Source organism: Corynebacterium sp. MSK047 (assembly GCF_030232285.1).
Taxonomy (GTDB): Bacteria; Actinomycetota; Actinomycetes; order Mycobacteriales; family Mycobacteriaceae; genus Corynebacterium; species Corynebacterium jeikeium_D.
In genome coordinates, this window is sequence record NZ_JASPJI010000008.1 from 64,208 (window position 1) to 81,967 (window position 17,760).

General features: G+C 60.7%; 11 protein-coding genes. 5 read left to right on the forward strand and 6 right to left on the reverse strand.

Annotated elements, in window-relative coordinates; genetic code table 11:
- The first annotated feature begins 284 nt into the window (after window positions 1–284).
- Window positions 285–437 (forward strand): hypothetical protein, encoded by a 153-nt coding sequence (locus QP981_RS04715; protein WP_284857527.1) that lies wholly within the window; start codon window positions 285–287, stop codon window positions 435–437.
- A gap of 132 nt (window positions 438–569) precedes the next feature.
- Entirely contained in the window at window positions 570–3,137 is a 2,568-nt protein-coding gene (locus QP981_RS04720; RefSeq protein WP_284857528.1) for a multicopper oxidase domain-containing protein, read from the forward strand.
- 8 nt (window positions 3,138–3,145) lie between these two features.
- On the opposite strand, the gene QP981_RS04725 is transcribed toward QP981_RS04720, so the two are convergent.
- Together QP981_RS04725 and gltB are read right to left on the reverse strand one after the other, a co-directional pair.
- Complete coding sequence (locus QP981_RS04725) at window positions 3,146–4,687, reverse strand: glutamate synthase subunit beta (RefSeq protein ID WP_284857529.1); 1,542 nt, start codon at window positions 4,685–4,687, stop codon at window positions 3,146–3,148.
- On the reverse strand, window positions 4,680–9,302 hold the full coding sequence (gltB, locus tag QP981_RS04730) for a glutamate synthase large subunit (RefSeq protein ID WP_284857549.1): 4,623 nt from the start codon (window positions 9,300–9,302) through the stop codon (window positions 4,680–4,682). Before gltB ends, QP981_RS04725 begins: the two co-directional genes overlap by 8 nt.
- Before the next feature lie 314 nt (window positions 9,303–9,616).
- Between gltB and QP981_RS04735 the strand changes: the two genes are divergently transcribed.
- Window positions 9,617–10,474 carry an HNH endonuclease family protein gene (locus QP981_RS04735; protein ID WP_284857530.1) on the forward strand — a complete coding sequence of 286 codons (858 nt, stop codon included), beginning with the start codon at window positions 9,617–9,619 and terminating at the stop codon, window positions 10,472–10,474.
- 539 nt (window positions 10,475–11,013) lie between these two features.
- On the forward strand, window positions 11,014–12,711 hold the full coding sequence (locus QP981_RS04740) for an AMP-binding protein (RefSeq protein ID WP_088611816.1): 1,698 nt from the start codon (window positions 11,014–11,016) through the stop codon (window positions 12,709–12,711).
- A gap of 82 nt (window positions 12,712–12,793) precedes the next feature.
- Here the strand turns inward: QP981_RS04740 and QP981_RS04745 are convergent, their stop codons facing one another.
- A complete protein-coding gene (locus tag QP981_RS04745) occupies window positions 12,794–13,525 on the reverse strand; it encodes an SDR family oxidoreductase (protein WP_284857532.1) in 732 nt (243 codons plus the stop codon).
- 48 nt (window positions 13,526–13,573) lie between these two features.
- Window positions 13,574–14,335 (reverse strand): SDR family oxidoreductase, encoded by a 762-nt coding sequence (locus QP981_RS04750; RefSeq protein WP_049193380.1) that lies wholly within the window; start codon window positions 14,333–14,335, stop codon window positions 13,574–13,576.
- Between the two features lie 183 nt (window positions 14,336–14,518).
- Between QP981_RS04750 and QP981_RS04755 the strand changes: the two genes are divergently transcribed.
- Window positions 14,519–16,579: an oxidoreductase gene (locus QP981_RS04755; RefSeq protein ID WP_284857533.1), complete on the forward strand. Its 2,061-nt coding sequence runs from the start codon at window positions 14,519–14,521 to the stop codon at window positions 16,577–16,579.
- Window positions 16,580–16,590: 11 nt separating this feature from the next.
- On the opposite strand, the gene QP981_RS04760 is transcribed toward QP981_RS04755, so the two are convergent.
- Together QP981_RS04760 and QP981_RS04765 are read right to left on the reverse strand one after the other, a co-directional pair.
- Window positions 16,591–17,253, reverse strand: coding sequence for a nitroreductase family protein (locus QP981_RS04760; RefSeq protein ID WP_187405001.1), 663 nt, complete (start codon window positions 17,251–17,253; stop codon window positions 16,591–16,593).
- Between the two features lie 3 nt (window positions 17,254–17,256).
- Complete coding sequence (locus tag QP981_RS04765; RefSeq protein WP_150961297.1) at window positions 17,257–17,757, reverse strand: methylated-DNA--[protein]-cysteine S-methyltransferase; 501 nt, start codon at window positions 17,755–17,757, stop codon at window positions 17,257–17,259.
- Between the last annotated feature and the right edge of the window lie 3 nt (window positions 17,758–17,760).

The following is a 17,760-nucleotide window of genomic DNA, read 5'->3' on the forward strand; positions in this document are numbered from 1 at the left end:
ATTTACAGCCCCCTACTACAAAGGGCTACCCCATCGTTCGGGTAGCCAAAAGCCACCTTTACCACTCATCATTCTCCCTGGTAAAACAACGTTTCACCAACTGTTTACTGAAGCTTCAATCTGTTTACATTCATCTAACTAGCTGTACAAACTAGCTTCTAACGTAACCACTTCCTGACGATTGCAATTAATGCACAATCACCTCTTTATTGAGATATTTATTCAAGGAAGTATTTGCGTGAATACTCAAACAATCGTTTTTGACAAAAGGGTTACACTTCCCCGTGAGCACATCATCAATGCGTCGGGCACGCGCTTTCATCACCCGGAAGCCCTTCCTTGCTGCCCTGATGCTGATTCAAAACCGGATGGGTCAGACACAGAAGACCACACAGTTCTGGCAGGCCCACAAAAACGGCGAAGACCCGACCAATTAAAAGCACTCTTACATGCGCCCATATTAAATGCGCACCCAGTATGCGTATTATTGATATATGTCGTCGCACGCCACACCAGAACCCCAATCCCCCACAACCAAACCGCCTACTAAGCCTGGCAAGAAGCGCCGCATGTCCTGGCATCGCAAGGCCGGTATGCCAGTGCGCTGGTGGTTCGCCTCCATCATTGTGGCAGCACTCATTCACCCTTTCGTCACCGATGGCCGTTGGCTGTTGGTGCATCTCTTTACCCTCGGCGCCGTCACCAACTCCATCCTCATCTGGGGCCGCCACTTCACCGAAAAGCTACTGAAAATCGACGTGCCCGTTGGCAATCGGAAGATTCAGTTGGCAAATATTTACCTGCTCAACGTAGGTATTGTCGCAACGGTCGTCGGCAAGCTCGGTGACTGGTGGCCGGTGACCACCGTCGGCGCGGCGGTCGTCGGCGTCGCCGTCGCATGGCATGCGATTTCCCTCGGCCGCGACCTGATGGCGAAGCGCGATCGGCCATTCGCCATTTCCGTTGCGCACTACGTCGCGTCGGCATGTCTACTGCCCATCGGCGCTGCACTCGGCGCCATCCTCGCATCTCCGAAGGGCAAAGCGCTTCACGACGACCTCCTATTGGCACACGAAGCCGTCAACCTCATTGGCTTCCTCGGGCTCGCGGCCTGCGGCACGCTCGTCACCATGTTCCCAGCGCTGTGGCGAACCCAGATGTCGCCGCATTCCCGCCCGAAGCTGGCACTAGCAATACAGCTCATAGGTATCGCGATTACCGCGATCGGTGCACTGACCAGCATCAACTGGATCGCCTCGGTCGGCCTTGGCATCATCACTATCGGCTGGGTCATAGCCGCCATCCCGTGGGCGCACAACGTCATGACCGTCGCTAAAGACCCCCGCGACCGCCTCAGCTACCCGGCGCTGTCTGTCGCGGCCGCCATCGTATGGCTAATCGGCACACTCGCAGTCGCCACAGTCAAGGCGCTTGACGACGGCTTCGTAATCTCATCCCTCACGCTGCCGCTGGTAATCGGTTTCGGTGCACAACTGCTAATCGGCATGATGAGCCAACTCCTGCCCGCAACCATCGGCGGAGGTGCTGGTCCAGTCTCAGCCGGTATGAAGGAACTTGACCGTGCGGGCGCATTCCGCTGGTCGACCATCAATATTGGTCTGGCACTGTGGCTGCTACCACTGCCGTCGTGGACCAAGGTGGCGGTCTCCGCGCTGGTCTCCCTCGCATTAGTGTCCTACCTACCGCTGGTCGGCCGGGCCGCAAAGGCACAGATTGGTGCGCTGAAGGAACGCCAGAAGGCACGAGCTAACAAGGAAGCATCGCCGAAGCTGGTCGAGCTGCAAGCAACCGCGCGTCGTCTCGGTGCTCAAACTACCGCTGCTCTGGCTGTATTAGGCCTGGTAGTATCCGTCGGCGTTGCGCTGAGCGGTAGCGGTGGTGGTACGAGCAGCATGGAAACCACCGGTGATGTTGCGCCCACCGGAGAAACCGTCGAGGTCACGGTCACTGCCAACGATATGACCTATACCCCGAACGTCATTGAGGCGAACCCCGGCGACCGCCTGGTCATCACCATGGTCAACGCGGATTCCCAAGTCCACGATCTGCGCTTGGCCACCGGCGAGGACACCGGCCGAGTCTCCCCCGGCGACTCCGCCACCATCGAAGTGCCGGTCGTCCCTGGCGACATTGACGGTTGGTGCACCATTGCTGGCCACCGCCAGATGGGCATGACGCTCACAGTTAATGCAGGTGGTTCGAATCATTCACACCGCACCGAGCACGGCAGCCACTCCGGCCATGCCACGCCAGGCGCACTCGGGAATGTCGGCGAGCTACCCGGCCGGGATTCCCCCACCATCAACCCGCTATTAGAACCCGCCGAGGACGCCACGGTTCACCACGTCACGCTGCGGGCCAGCGAATTCACTGGCTACGCTGCCCCTGGCGTCGAGCAGCAGCACTGGGTTTACAACGGCAAACCGCTGGGGCCAACTCTGCGCGGCAAGGTGGGCGACGAGTTCGTCGTCACGCTCATTAATGACGGCACCATGAGTCACTCCATCGACTTTCATGCCGGCATTGTTTCGCCGGACGAGCCAATGCGCGACATCGCCCCTGGTGAGAAGCTTGAGTACCGCTTCCGTGCTGACCGCGCGGGCATCTGGATGTACCACTGCGCAACCATGCCCATGTCCATGCACATCGCTGCCGGTATGCACGGTGCCGTCATCATCGACCCACCGAATCTCACTGATGTTGACCACGAGGTTCTTCTGGTGCAGTCGGAAAGCTACTGGGGCGAGGACAGCCCCGACGCCGACAAGACCATGGCCGAGGACCCCGATATCTACAAGTTCAACGGCTACCCCGACCAGTATCTCACCCACCCAATTCGCATTCGCGCAGGTGAGACGGTACGTTTCTGGGTACTTGCCGCCGGCCCCAACAAGGGCACGAGCTTCCATATCGTCGGCACGCAGTTCCATCGCGTGTACAAGGAGGGCGCGCTTTTGCTTGACGACGGCGTGGGCGGTGCCCAAGCCCTTGACCTCGGTGCCGCGCAGGGTGGTTATGTTGAGGCCGAATTCCCGGAGCCAGGCACGTACCGCTTTGTCGACCACCAGATGGTGCATGCCGAAATGGGGGCACGCGGCAACATAGTGGTGAACTAAACCAGGGCTTACAACTTAATTGGAGCATCCTCCGGCTCGACAGCGCGCGGCAGATTGGACTCGCCCATCAAGTACTGGTCCACAGCCTCGGCGCAGGCGCGGCCTTCGGCGATAGCCCACACAATCAAACTGGCCCCGCGGCCATTGTCACCGGCCACGAACACCGGACCGTCGAAGTTCTGCTCGATGTCGCTGCGCACGGCGAGGTAGTCGTCGTCACGCATCATCACACCGCGATCGTTGAACTGAATCCCCAGCTCATGGGGCAGACCGCCGCGCTCCGGACCGGAGAAGCCCAGCGCGATGAGAACTAGGTCGGCATCGAGTTCGAAATCCGTGTCCTCCATGGGCACGCGCTTGCCATCGATGACCTCGACCTCGTTGGCGGACAGGCCGGTCACGTGACCGTCCTCGCCGTGGAAGGAGACGGTGTTGACGTTGAAGACGCGCTTGCCCAGGGTCTCGCCGGTGACGCGAGCGTTAAGGCCGAGCGCCTCGGTAACCTCTGGCGGTTCGGAACCGGTGATGGTGTACTCACCTTCTTCGTGAGCAGTCGCCACGCGCCAGACCAGCGGGTACATCGGCCACGGAGTCGACGCCGCACGGGACTTCGGTGCACGGGGGCGAATATCGAACTGCGTGACGGACGCCGCTCCCTGGCGCAGCGCGGTACCGAAGCAGTCAATGCCGGTGTCACCGCCGCCAATGACAACGACCTTCTTGCCCTTCGCATCAATCGGCGGGGTGTCGAGCTCGCCTGCGGCAACGCGGTTGGCACCCGGCAGGTACTCCATAGCCTGGTGAATACCCTCCAAATCACGGCCATCGACGGGCAGGTCGCGGGCCAGCGATGCGCCGGTAGCCAGCACAACTGCGTCGAAATCGGCCAGGTCAGCTGCTGTCGGTGAGACGTTGGTGCGGAACTCAGTACCCTCGATTTCCATCTGCTCGAGACGACGGTCGAGGAAACGCTGCTCCATCTTGTAGTCCGGCACGCCGTAGCGCATCAGACCACCAATCTTGTCGTCGCGCTCGAAGACCGTGACATCATGCCCGGCGCGAGTCAGCTGCTGTGCTGCAGCAAGGCCCGCTGGCCCGGAGCCGATGACAGCGATGTGCTGGCCGGTGTCGAAAGTCGGCACAATTGGCTGAACCCAGCCCTCATCGAAGCCGCGTTCAACGATGGCCAGCTCGATGTTCTTAATGGTCACGGCATCGTCGTTGATGCCGAGCACACAACCGCCCTCGCACGGAGCCGGGCACAGGCGACCGGTCCACTCGGGGAAGTTGTTGGTGGCGTGCAAGCGCTCGAAAGCCTCGTGCCAGCGGTTCTGACGAACCAGGTCATTCCACTCCGGAATGATGTTGCCCAGCGGGCAGGCCGAGTGACAAAACGGCACGCCACAGTCCATACAGCGGGTCGCCTGCTGTTGCACCTGCTCGTTGCTAGCCTCCTCATAGACCTCTTTCCAGTCCATCAGACGCAGCGGAACCGGGCGATGAGCAGGCTCTTCGCGCTGGAATTTCATGAAACCCTTCGAATCAGCCATTGGTTACTGCCTCCATGATTGCTTCGTTGATGTCAGCGTCGTTGTCCTTTGCCTTCGCGACTACGTCGAGAATTCGGGCGTAATCACGCGGCATGATTTTGATGAATTGTGCAGCCGGGAACCGAGTCTTAGAACCCGTGAGCTTGCGGTGCTTCGACAGCGTGGCCTCCAACCAGCTGATGTCCTCATCATCGAGCGGCACAATATCGACCAGCTCGGTGTTGATGTTCGCCCGCGTCGCCTCGTTATCCAGCAGGTAAGCGATACCGCCACTCATACCGGCGCCGAAGTTGTGACCGACCGGGCCCGCCACTACGACGCGGCCACCGGTCATGTACTCGCAACCGTGGTTACCGATGCCCTCGACCACGGCCGTAGCACCGGAGTTACGCACGCAGAAGCGCTCACCGACAGTGCCGCGAACGAAGATTTCACCGCTGGTGGCGCCGAAACCAATGACGTTGCCGGCAATGGTGTCGGTAGCCACATCCGCGGTCGGCGGGGCCGAACGTGAAGGTCGGACCACAATCTTGCCGCCGCACAGGCCCTTGCCGACGAAGTCGTTGGCATCGCCCTCCAGCTTGATGGTCACACCGGCCGGCAGGAACGCACCCAGCGAGTTACCGGCGGAACCGAGCAGGTTGACGACGATGGAGTCGTCGGCAAGCCCCTGCTTACCTGCGACTTTGGTGACTTCATACCCCAGGCGCGTGCCCACGGAACGGTTCACATTGCTGATGGCATGGTGCAGCGATACCGGTGTCGGCGCCAGCCCATTCGCGCGCGCCGTACGCAGCGCGGGCTGCGCTTCGTCGATGAGGCGCTCATCCAACGCGCCCTCAAGGCCGTGGTCCTGCGCCTTCGTGCAGTAGGAATCCTGGTCCGCAAAGAAGGGGCTTTCGGCAACGTGCAGGATTCGCTCCAGGTCAAGCTTTGCGACGCGCGGAAGGTTGTCGAGATCCTTGCGCGGACGCAGGCACTCGGCATGTCCGACCGCTTCGTCAATGGTGCGGAAACCCAGCTCAGCGAGGTATTCACGGACCTGCTGGGCGATGAAGGTGAAGAAGTTGACCACGTGCTCGGCACGGCCGGTGAACTTGCTCCGCAACTTCGGATTCTGGGTGGCAATACCGACTGGACAGGTGTCCAGGTGGCAGACGCGCATCATGACGCAGCCCTCAACCACCAGCGGAGCGGTGGCAAAACCAAACTCCTCAGCACCCAGCAACATCGCGACCACGACATCACGACCGGTCTTGAGCTGGCCATCGCACTGCACGCGGATGCGGTCGCGCAGCCCGTTGAGCATCAGGGTCTGCTGGGTTTCAGCGAGCCCCAGCTCCCACGGACCGCCGGCGTGCTTGAGACTGGTCAGTGGCGAGGCACCAGTGCCGCCATCGTGGCCGGAGATCAGCACGACGTCGGCATGCGCCTTCGAGACACCAGCGGCGACGGTACCCACGCCCTGCTCGGAGACGAGCTTGACGTGAATGCGGGCGCGCGGATTGGCGTTCTTGAGGTCGTAGATGAGCTGTGCCAGATCCTCGATTGAGTAGATGTCGTGGTGCGGTGGCGGCGAGATTAGCCCCACGCCCGGGGTGGTGATGCGGACTTCCGCGATCCACGGGTAGACCTTGTTCGGTGGCAACTGGCCACCCTCGCCGGGCTTTGCACCCTGGGCCATCTTGATCTGGATGTCGGTGCAGTTGGACAGGTAGTGGCTGGTCACACCGAAGCGGCCCGATGCGACCTGCTTGATGGCAGAGCGTTTCCAGTCGCCGTTGGCCTCCATTTCGAAACGGTCTGGGTCCTCGCCGCCCTCGCCGGAGTTGGACATGGCGCCCAGGCGATTCATAGCGATGGCCAGCGTCTCATGTGCCTCCGCGGAGATGGAGCCATAGCTCATTGCGCCGGTGGAGAAACGCTTGACGATGCTCGAGACCGGTTCGACCTCATCAATGTCGATTGGCTCGCGGTCCGAGGCGAACTCGAGCATGCCGCGCAGGGTTGCCAGCTGCTTGGTCTGCTCATCAACCTTGTTGGTGTAGTCGCGGAAGACCGCGTACTGACCAGTGCGGGTCGCATGCTGCAGCGTGTAGATTGTCTCCGGGTTGAATAGGTGGTACTCGCCTTCGCGACGCCACTTGTACTCGCCGCCGAGATCCAGCTCACGGTGTGCCTGCTCTTCCGGACGCGGCAGGAATGCGCTGCGGTGACGGGCGGCAACATCTTCTGCGACCTCGTCGAGACCAATACCTTCCAGCGGAGAAACAGCGCCGGTGAAGTACTCGTCCAGGAACTCTTGCGACAGACCGACGGTGTCGGCCAGCTGAGCGCCACGGTAGGACTGCAGTGAGGCGATACCCATCTTGGACATGACCTTCAGCACGCCCTTGGAGGCAGCCTTGCAGTAGTTCGAGCAGGCCTGATCCAACGTCAGAGCTCCGAGCTGGTCCTTCATGCGCAGCTCATCGATGGTTTCGAAAGCCATGTATGGGTTAATGGCATCGGCACCAAAGCCCAGCAGCATGGCCATGTGGTGCACCTCGCGGGCGTCGCCAGCCTCAATGATGAGGCTGGCGCGCGTGCGAGTGCGCTCCTCCACCAGGTGGTGGTGAACCGCGGAGGTCAGCAGCAGCGACGGGATAGGGGCAAAGCGCTCGTTGGACTCACGGTCAGACAGCACAATCAGTCGGGCACCACGGTCAATGGCCTCAGAGACCTCACGGCGAACACGACGGATAGCGTTGCGCAGGCCACGGCCACCGCGGGCGACCGGGTACAGGCCAGAGATGACCTCGGCGCGGAACTCGGAGTACTCCTCGTTCTTGCCCGCCTGGCACAGGGTGACAAAGTCGTGGTTGTCCAGGATTGGATGCTCAAGCCGGATGCGACGCGCGGCATCGGCAGTGGGCTCCAGGATGTTGGTCTCTGCCCCCAGCAACGTATTCATGCTGGTGATGGACTTTTCGCGCAGCGAGTCCAGCGGCGGGTTGGTCACCTGTGCGAACCGCTGCGAGAAGAAGTCGAACAGCATGCGGGGGCGGTTGGACAGTGCCGCGATTGGCGTGTCCGAGCCCATCGAACCCAGGCCCTCCGCGCCGGTGAGTGCCATCGGGCGGATGATCAGGTCAACGTCTTCCTCGGTGATGCCGAAGACGCGCTGCCGCAACACCGCGCGGGCGTGCGGCATGTACTGGTAACGCTCTCGTGGCAGGTCGGTGATGTCGACCAGGCCCTCTTTGATCCATTCCTCGTATGGACCGGTGGCGGCCAGCGTGGACTTAATCTCCTTGTCCTCAATAATGCGACCGGCCTTCATGTCCACCAGGAACATGCGCCCCGGCTGCACGCGTGTGCGCTGCACAATCTGCTCCGGCGGGATATCCAGGACGCCAGCCTCGGAGGCCATCACCACCAGGCCCTCGTCGGTCACCCAGATGCGCCCCGGGCGCAGGCCATTGCGATCCAGGGTGGCTCCGATGACCTGGCCGTCGGTAAAGCAGATGGCAGCGGGGCCGTCCCACGGCTCCATCAGGCAGGCGTGGTACTCGTAGAACGCGCGCACCTGCGGGCTGAGATTGTCGTCGTGCTCCCAGGCCTGCGGAACCATCATCATGACCGCATGCGGGAGACTACGACCACCGAGATGCAGTAACTCCAGGGCCTCGTCGAAACGCGCAGTGTCAGAACCGTTGGGATCGCACACCGGCAGCGCGCGGTCGATGTTGCCCAGCTTGCCAGAGCGAATCAGCGACTCGCGGGCGCGCATCCAATTTTCGTTGCCGCGCACGGTGTTGATTTCGCCATTGTGAGCGACGTAGCGGTACGGGTGTGCCAGCGGCCAGGACGGGAAAGTGTTCGTGGAAAAGCGTGAGTGCACGATGGCGAGCGCGGAAGTGACTTCCTTCTGCTGCAGGTCAAGGTAGAAATCCTTCAGCTGCGGAGTAGTCAGCATGCCCTTGTAGACAATCGTGCGACTGGACAGCGACGGGAAGTACACGGTGTCGCCACCAGAGCCCTCGCCAGCGCCCTGTTCACCCAGCTCACGCTCGCAGCGCTTACGCAGGAAGAACATCTTGCGGTCGAGATCGATATCGCTGAGCTGGCGACCCTCGTAGTTCTTCGCGGTAACGAAGAGCTGACGCAGCACCGGCATAGCCTGGCGAGCCATCTGACCAAGCCCGTCAGCGTTAATCGGCACATCGCGCCATGCCAAGATCTCGATGCCCTCTTCGGCGCAGATGTCTTCAATAGCCCGGATGGCATCGAGGGTGGCCATGCGCGACTGCGGCAGGAATGCAATACCGGTGGCATAGGTGCCAGCCGGCGGCAAAATGACGCCTTCCTTGCTCAGCTCAGCGCGGTAGTAGGCATCCGGAACCTGAATGAGAATGCCGGCACCGTCGCCGGTGGTCTTCTCAGCGCCGGCAGCACCGCGGTGGTCGAGGTTGACCAGTGCCTGAATGCCCTTTTCCACAATGTCATGGGTCTGGCGACCGTAAATGTCGGCAACAAAGGCCACGCCACACGCATCATGTTCGTTCGACGGGTGGTAGAGACCTTCCCTCTGAGGACCACGAGGCAATGTGGTCGCTGTTTCGGTCAGAGTCATGGCTGTCTTAGCTGTCATGGCTGTTTTCCCCTTGTAGGTGCAATGTGCCAATTGGGGGACACGGGTTATCTATATTTCCAACTGTTTTAACAATGCACTTTCATCTAGGCGTATTGCAATACGTATTTAGGGAACTAGCTATATTTACCCACCCCCGAAGGAGCTAGAACACCCTTCCCGTTCGACTAAAACCGGGCTTTTACTACCCGCTTTAACGCCATAACCCCCTAATCGAGCTACCACCCCCGCTAACTACGCACAATTGTTCGATTCTTTAGCAAACCTCCCTCCATACCCAATCCGCCCCCACCGCTATGGTTAGCTCCATGCTCGCCAACCGTCGTTTCCGCTCGCCACTGCAGGGCCTCGCCCTCCTTATCGGCGCAGCGACAATCCTCAGCGGCTGCACGGCTCCCACAGCCCCCACACCAGAGAGCCAGTCGTACAGCCCGGCACCGGCACCCGCATTTACGCCCGAGCCAGAGGAACCCGCGCCCGAGATCCCCGAAGCGCCCCACACCCCCGCCGTCCCGGACACCCCAGCGCCCGGCACATCGCCTATCGACGGCATCCGTAGCGCCCTCAACCAGCTGGAGGTAAAAGGGCGCGCACCGAAAACCGGCTATGCGCGCGATGAGTTCGGACAACGTTGGAGTGACGACGTCTCTGCCGAGTTTGGGCACAACGGATGTGACACGCGAAACGATATTTTGAATCGTGACCTTATTAATAAGGAGTACAAACCAAATAGCCACGATTGCGTCGTGCTTTCAGGGCAATTACTGGATCCCTATACCGGCACGATGATTGAGTTCCAGCGTGGCCGCGATACCTCTTCTGCCGTTCAAATCGACCATGTCGTAGCCTTAAGCGACGCCTGGCAAAAGGGGGCACAGCAACTCCCGCCCGAGGTTCGGCAGGACTTTGCCAATGACCCCCTCAACCTCTTGGCCGTCGATGGCCCCGCCAATCAACAGAAGCGGGATAGCGATGCCGCATCCTGGGTACCCGCCAATAAGCCATTTCGCTGCCAGTATGTCGCTCGCCAGGTGGCAGTAAAACAGAAATACCACCTGTGGCTCACACAGGCGGAGTACGATGCCATCGACCGTTGGCTCTCCACCTGCACACCAGAGGATGAGCCCGCACTTGCCGCCCTAACCCTGAATTAGGGCAACTTCCTCAGGCGCTCACCGATGCCACACACCGAGGCTCAAGCCGGCGAATATGTCACCTATTTAGCTACGTGTTCGCAACCTCCGCCCCTCCTAGTCGCGAACATTTCTATTTTTCTGAAGATTCCTAGCCCCCTAATTTCTGGGGGCGACCGCCATTCAGCTACTGCCCGCCCCGTCAAACAAACCAACCGAAAACCCCTGGGTTCATAGAGTTATATACGTCAATATCAGAATTGAATTCGTTACCGCAGTGTTATCATTTCGTTATATTCACTGCTTTCTGTCGGTTTATAACTGTTTGATAACACTGTATCCTCTAGCCCGTACGCGAAAAGGTACCCGTCGTAAAGCATTGCGCACGCCGACTGCGTATTTTTTACTTTTCTTCGTGGAAACTACTTTTTGACGCGGCACAGGTTTGTTAAAGTCTGGTTGTTACAAAATCGCACTACCGTGACTGATGGTGTCAATGTGACTGAAGAGTCGCTTGGCGCTATTAGCCGCTTGTCCATCACCTTGGAGGATTCTCACCCATGGCAGCTGAAATGAAGGCTCCGCAAGTACCACTTGGGCTGCAAATCAAGGCTTTTGCCCAGTCGATTCCACCGCTCCTGCGTACCGGCGCCCTGTACATGACTCCGAAGACGGCGCCGAAGGTCCTCGATTACCTGCGTCGCCTGAAGTTCTCCGTCGCCAGCCTGATTTCCATGGGTGCGCTGCGCTACCCGGATCGCCTCGCCCTTGTCGATGATGACGGCGAACTGACCTATTCTCAGCTGCTGGACAACGCCCACGCCCTGGCTCGTGCCTTGATGGACCGTGGCATGACTCAGAAGTCCAGCTTCGGTGTTATCGCACGTAACGGCCGCGGCATTATTCTGCCGATGGCTATCAAGGGCTTCATCGGCTCCGAAATTATGCTGATGAACATCGGCTCCGGCCCGACTCAGATTCGCGGCGTCGTTGACCAGAATAAGGCCAAGTTCCTGTTCGTCGATGACGAGTTCCTGGGCAACCTGCCAGAAGACCTCGACGATGTCACCGTCGTTATTACCTCCGTGACCAAGCCGGAGACCCGCAAGAACGCGGGCAAGAACTTCGTGTTCATGGAAGACCTCATTGAAGAAGGTCGTACATCGAACGCCAAGCTAGATCCGAAGCCGGAGCAGGGACGCATCATCATCATGTCCTCCGGCACCACCGGCATCCCGAAGGGTGTCCTGCGCAATGAGCCCAAGACACCGGCAACCGTGGGTGCAATCGCCGATCGTATTCCGTGGCGCCGCAACATGGTCATTCACCAGTCCGCATCCATGTTCCACGCCTGGGGCTGGGCAAATGTGCTGATTGGCATGGCTACCGGCTCCACCATTGTCACCATGCGTGTCTTCGACCCGAAGAAGGCTGTTGACCAGTGTGAACAGTACGGCTGTAACGGCATGATTTCCGCGGCCTTCTTCCTGCGCCAGATCAAGGATGTTCTGGATGAGGAGCCGAACCGCAAGATTGGCCCGTTCCGCTTCATTGTCTCCTCTGGTAACGCCATCCCGGGCTGGCTCGTCTCCGCGCTGACTCACCGCTTCGGTCCGGTTATCTGTAACTTCTACGGCTCCACCGAGGCCGGCCTGTGCTCCATCGCATCCGGCGCGGACCTCGCAGCCCGCCCGGACTCCGCAGGTCGCCCGGCAATTGGCGCCAAGGTTCGCATCCTGGGGGACGACGGCAAGGAAGTCGAGCCGGGTGAGGTTGGCATGATCCACACCGCTCAGGAGCTCTCCTTCATCGGTTACCTGAACAAGAAGGACAAGTTCACCACCGTCGATGGCCTGTTCCAGATCGGTGACCTCGGCCGTATCGACCAGGACGGCTACCTGTACATCTGTGGTCGCTCCGACGACATGGTGATCAAGGGCGGCGAGAACGTCTTCCCACGCGAGGTCGAAGAAATTCTCGGCCCGGTGCCGGGCATCGCCGACGTCTTCTGCCACGGCAGCAACGAAAACGACGAGATTTTCGCTGACCTGTTCCTCTACGTTGTCCGCGAGAACAATGAGGCCGGCAAGAACCTCACCGAGGACATGCTGCGCGAGTACGTCCGTGAAACTCTGGCCGAGCACTCCACTCCGGACCGCGTCTTCTTCGTCGACTCCCTGCCGCGCAACGCCATCGGCAAGGTTGTTCCGCGCGAGGTCAAGGCAATGCACGAGCGCCTGAACCTGGACGCTCAGTAAGAAGCGTGTACACGAAAGTGTGCCCACCGGCTTTCCGCCGCGTGGGCACACTTTTTGCTTATCTTCGCTACCTTTTACACGGCTATTTGCGCGGGCGCACCTGGATTTCATCCACGTTGGCATCCGCTCCGGTATCAACGGCCAGGCGTACTGCGGCTGCAATCGATTCAGGCCGCATGAACTGCGTGCCGTCGTAACGCCAATCCGCATCATCGCGGTGCCAATTCGACTGCAGCTGAACCTGCATATCGGTGTCGACGCGCCCGGGGTGCACGGAGCTGACTCGTACCGCGCCACGCTCTTCCTCGCGCAGCGCATCGGTGAACGCCCGTAGCGCGAACTTCGACGCTGCATACGGCGAAGTACCAGCTGAAGCGCGGAATCCCGAGCCCGAGTTGATGGTCACCAGCGTGCCCTCCGCCTTGCGCAGCGCCGGCAGCAGCTGGCGGGTCAGGTCGGCGACGGCGACGACGTTGATGTCCATGATCCGCGACCAGTCCGCACGCGAAACCTCCGCCACGTCCCCATCGACGTACACACCCGCCGAGTGCACGAGCACATCCAGCCCGCGCCCACCGAGCGCCTCCAACAGCTTTGCCACTTCCGCGTTTACGGCGTCGGCATCACCCAGGTCAGCAACGAATACGCTTGCCGACGGCAACTGCGACGCCACCTTCTCAGCAGACTCAGCACTGGTAGCGGCCACAATGACGTGGTGATCACGGGAGAGATCCTTGGCAACCGCCAGGCCGATACCACGGCTTGCGCCCGTGACCAGGGCAATCTTGGTATCAGCGGCAATATCGATGCTCATGCACGGCTCCTTTATTTAGTCGATATGTACGTGACTTTGGTTTTGGGTTTACTTCTTCGGCTTCGCGCCACCCACCTGGTCGATGGGGGTCACCTGCAGGAAGTCAATGTTGACGCGCTTCGGACGGGTGGCCGCGAACACAATGATGTCGGCAACATCATCGGCGGTCAGCGACTCAACGCCATCGTAGACCGCTGCGGCCTTGGTCTCGTCGCCGTCGAAACGCACGAGTGAGAAGTCGGTGTGGACGCGCCCCGGATCGATTTCGGTGACGCGCACGCCATCGGCAGCAACCTCTTGACGCAGGACTTCCACCAGCGCGCGCTCAGCGTGCTTGGCTGCGTTGTAACCGGCGCCGCCGGTGTAGACCTGACGGCCGGCAATCGAGCCGACGGTGAGCACAATGCCGCTGGTGGACTTCAATGCGGGCAGCAGCGCGCGGGTGACGCGCAGGGTGCCCAGCACGTTGACCTCGTACATCCAGCGCCACTTTTCCTCGACAGCGCCTTCAACCGATTCCATGCCCCAGGCGCCACCGGCGTTGTTAACCAGCACGTCGACGCGCGGTTCGGCCTTAGCCAGCGCCGCCACATCGGCGTCAGAGGTGACGTCAACCTTGTAGACCGTCGCTTCACCACCGGCAGCGCGAATCTCCTCCGCGACAGCCTCCAGCTTGTCCTCGCGGCGGGCTCCCAGCACAACGCGGAAACCTTCAGCTGCGAACTGCTTGGCAGTGGCTGCACCAATACCGGAAGAAGCACCGGTAACTACAGCTACTTTCTTGCCATTAGTTGAAGTTTCAGAGGTCATGGGGGCTCAACTCCTTGCTACATGCGTCTACTAATATCCCCGACTGTAGTCATACGACACCCTCCTGCGCCGAAGACTGCGTGTGCTTTACACCTGATGTTCCACGTGAAACGTATATAAAACTGTGCCGGAATTTTTCCGATTCACCTCATACACAGCCGCTAAAACCGCGATACTGGTTGCATGTCTGACCAGCCTCACTTCCCACATCTTCTCTCCCCTCTCGACGTCGGTCCTCTAACTCTGCGCAATCGCATCATCATGGGCTCAATGCACTCCGGCCTGGAAGATCGCACCCGTGATATCCCCAAGCTGGCTGCCTACCTGGGTCGACGCGCCGAAGGTGGCGTGGGGCTCATCGTCACCGGCGGTTATGCTCCCAACATCGAAGGTTGGCTGACTCCGGCCGGTTCGATGATGGCGTCGAAGCGCATGGCGGACAATCACCGCCGCGTTACTGACCTCGTGCACTCCCACGGCAGCCACATCGTGCTGCAGGTGCTGCACGCCGGTCGTTACAGCTACAGCCCGCTGGCTCGCTCCGCCAATACCGGTCAGTCGCCGATTAGCCCGTTTAAGGCTCATCGCCTCACCGGCTTTGATGTCTCGCGCACTATCGGCGCTTATGTCCGCGCCGCGAAGCTCGCGAAACGTGCTGGTTACGACGGCATCGAGGTTATGGGCTCCGAGGGTTACCTGCTCAACCAGTTCCTGGCCGAGCGCACTAACCACCGCTCGGACAACTGGGGCGGCAGCGCCGAGGCTCGCATGCGCCTGCCCATCGAAATTGTCCGTCGCATTCGCGCCGAGGTGGGCGAGGACTTCCTGCTGCAGTACCGCATTTCGCTGCTTGACCTGGTGGAAGACGGCCAGACTTGGTCAGAGACCACTGAACTCGCGCAGCGTCTGGTCGAGGCTGGCGTCGATGTCTTCAACACCGGTATCGGCTGGCACGAAGCACGCGTCCCCACCATCGTTACGTCCGTGCCGCGCGCCGCATTCACGGACCTGACGGGTCGTCTCCGTTCGCTTGTCGACGTCCCGGTGGCAGCCTCCAACCGAATCAACCGCCCCGAGGTTGCGGAGAAGATCCTCGCTGACGGCAATGCGGACCTGATTTCCATGGCCCGCCCACTGCTGGCTGACCCAGACTTCGCCATCAAGGCGGGCGATGGTCGAGCTGACCAGATCAACACCTGTATCGCCTGTAACCAGGCCTGCTTGGACCACACCTTCGCGGCCAAGCGCTCCACCTGTTTGGTCAACCCAAAGGCGGCTTACGAAACCGAGCTGGTATCCGTGCCGGTGTCAAAGGACAAGGCCAAGCGCGTCGCCGTCATCGGCGCTGGTGTGGCCGGACTCGCTTTCGCGGAAGCCGCAGCTCAGCGCGGTCACCACCCGGAAATCTTCGAAGCCGCCGACCAGATTGGTGGCCAGTTCAACCTCGCCGCACAGATTCCGGGCAAGGAGGACTACGGCGAGACGCTGAAGTACTTCTCCCGTCGCCTGGAGGTGCTCGAAGTTCCGGTTCACCTGAACACGCGTGCCGACGTCGACGAGCTCAAGGCCAAGTTCGACCACGTGATTGTGGCCACGGGTGTTACCCCGCGTATCCCGGGCATTGACGGTATCGACCACGAGAAGGTCATTCGTTACGACGAACTGCTCTCGGGTGCGAAGCAGGCCGGCAACAAGGTGGCCGTCATCGGTGCTGGCGGTATCGGTGTGGACGTGTGTGAATACCTCACTCGCAAACCGAACCAGACCATCGAAGCCTGGAAGGACGCCTGGGGCGTCGGTGACCCTGCGGAGTTCCGCGCGGGTCTGACCAAGCCGGGCACAGTCTCTGGCGCAGCTGAGGAGTTTGAGGTCGAGCGCGAGGTGCACCTGCTGCAGCGCAAGACCTCCCGCATCGGTAAGGGCCTGGGCAAGACCACTGGTTGGGTTCACCGTGCGGAGATCAAGAAGGCCGGTGTCAAGCAGTACACCGGCGTCACCTACAACCGTATCGATGACGAGGGCCTGCACATCACCATCGATGAAAAACCACAGGTCATCGCAGTTGACAACGTGATTGTCTGTACTGGTCAGGTATCCAATCTGGACTGCCTGGGCGGCAAGGATCGCGAGAGCGTCACCGGCGATAACTCCAATGTCACCATCATCGGTGGCGCGGACGTGGCCGCTGAGCTGGACGCTAAGCGTGCCATCCGCCAGGCCGTCGAGGTAGCGCTCGCGCTGTAGGGCTAGGGCTGCTACGCCTCGTAGCGGTCGGTGTAGGCGCGCTGCTCGAACTCGAAACGTCCCGGGTGAGCCGGGAACTCACCCGGGACACCGATGGCCAGCAACAGCGCTACCGCCACATCGGTGTCACCAGCACCGATAGCTTCCTTGACCTTCTGCTCACTAAAGCCCGTCATCGGGGAGCTAGCCCAACCAAAGGCGCTGGCAGTGACCATAGCGAAAGAAGCGGCAATCATGGCGTCGCGGATTGCGAACTCGCGGGAGAGACCCTTTTCCTCGCGGGCCTTATGGAAGGAGGTCATCGAGGCTTCCCGATCGGCAGCGGCAACTTCGTCCCACAGGCCAGTCGCCTTGTTGGCCTCAACCAGGCGTGGAATACCGCGCTTCCAGCCGGTCGGCTCACCAATGAAGGCGAGCAGCAGCGGCGCATTGGCAACCTGCTTCTGACCACCGGCAGCTTCCACTACCTGCTGGCGCACCTCAGGGTCCTCGATGCGCACGATAGCCCGAGACTGAATGTTAAAGGCGCTGGGAGCTTCCAGAGATAGCTCCAGGAGGCGGCGCACGTCAGCGTCGTCAAGCGGTTCGTCAGCATAGACGCGCGTGGCACGGCGGTTGCGGATGATGTTCTCAAATTCGGTGGCGAACTGGTCACGCGGAGAATGCGAAGTCATGCATTAAAGAATAACTGTTTGCCAACCTTCGAGTTCGAGCAGCCAGCGCTTCATTTCGCGGCCGCCGGCATAAGATCCGAAAGACCCCGCTCCCCCACTGGCGGGCACCACGCGGTGACAGGGAATCAGAATGCCCAGCGGATTGGTGGCACAGGCCGAGCCGGCAGCTCTGGCGGCACGGGGTGAGCCGGCCATTTCAGCGAGCTCACCGTAGGTCACAACCTGGCCATACGGCACGTCGCGCAGTGCCGTCAGCGCACGAGCGCGGAAAGAATCCTGGGTGAATATGTCGCAGTCCAGCGGCAGCGCAAACTCGCGGCGCTGCCCGGCAAAGTACTCGCGGAACTGCTGCGCTGCCTGTTCCGCCACCGCCTGCGCTTCGGGGTCGGCGGCGCTGGGGTCGTCGTCAAGCACGGGGCCTAAGAGATTGACTTCGACGACCCCGCGAGCGGAGGTGGCGATTCCAAGCGCCCCGAAGGGCGTTTCTACCTGGGCAACCGCCATGAA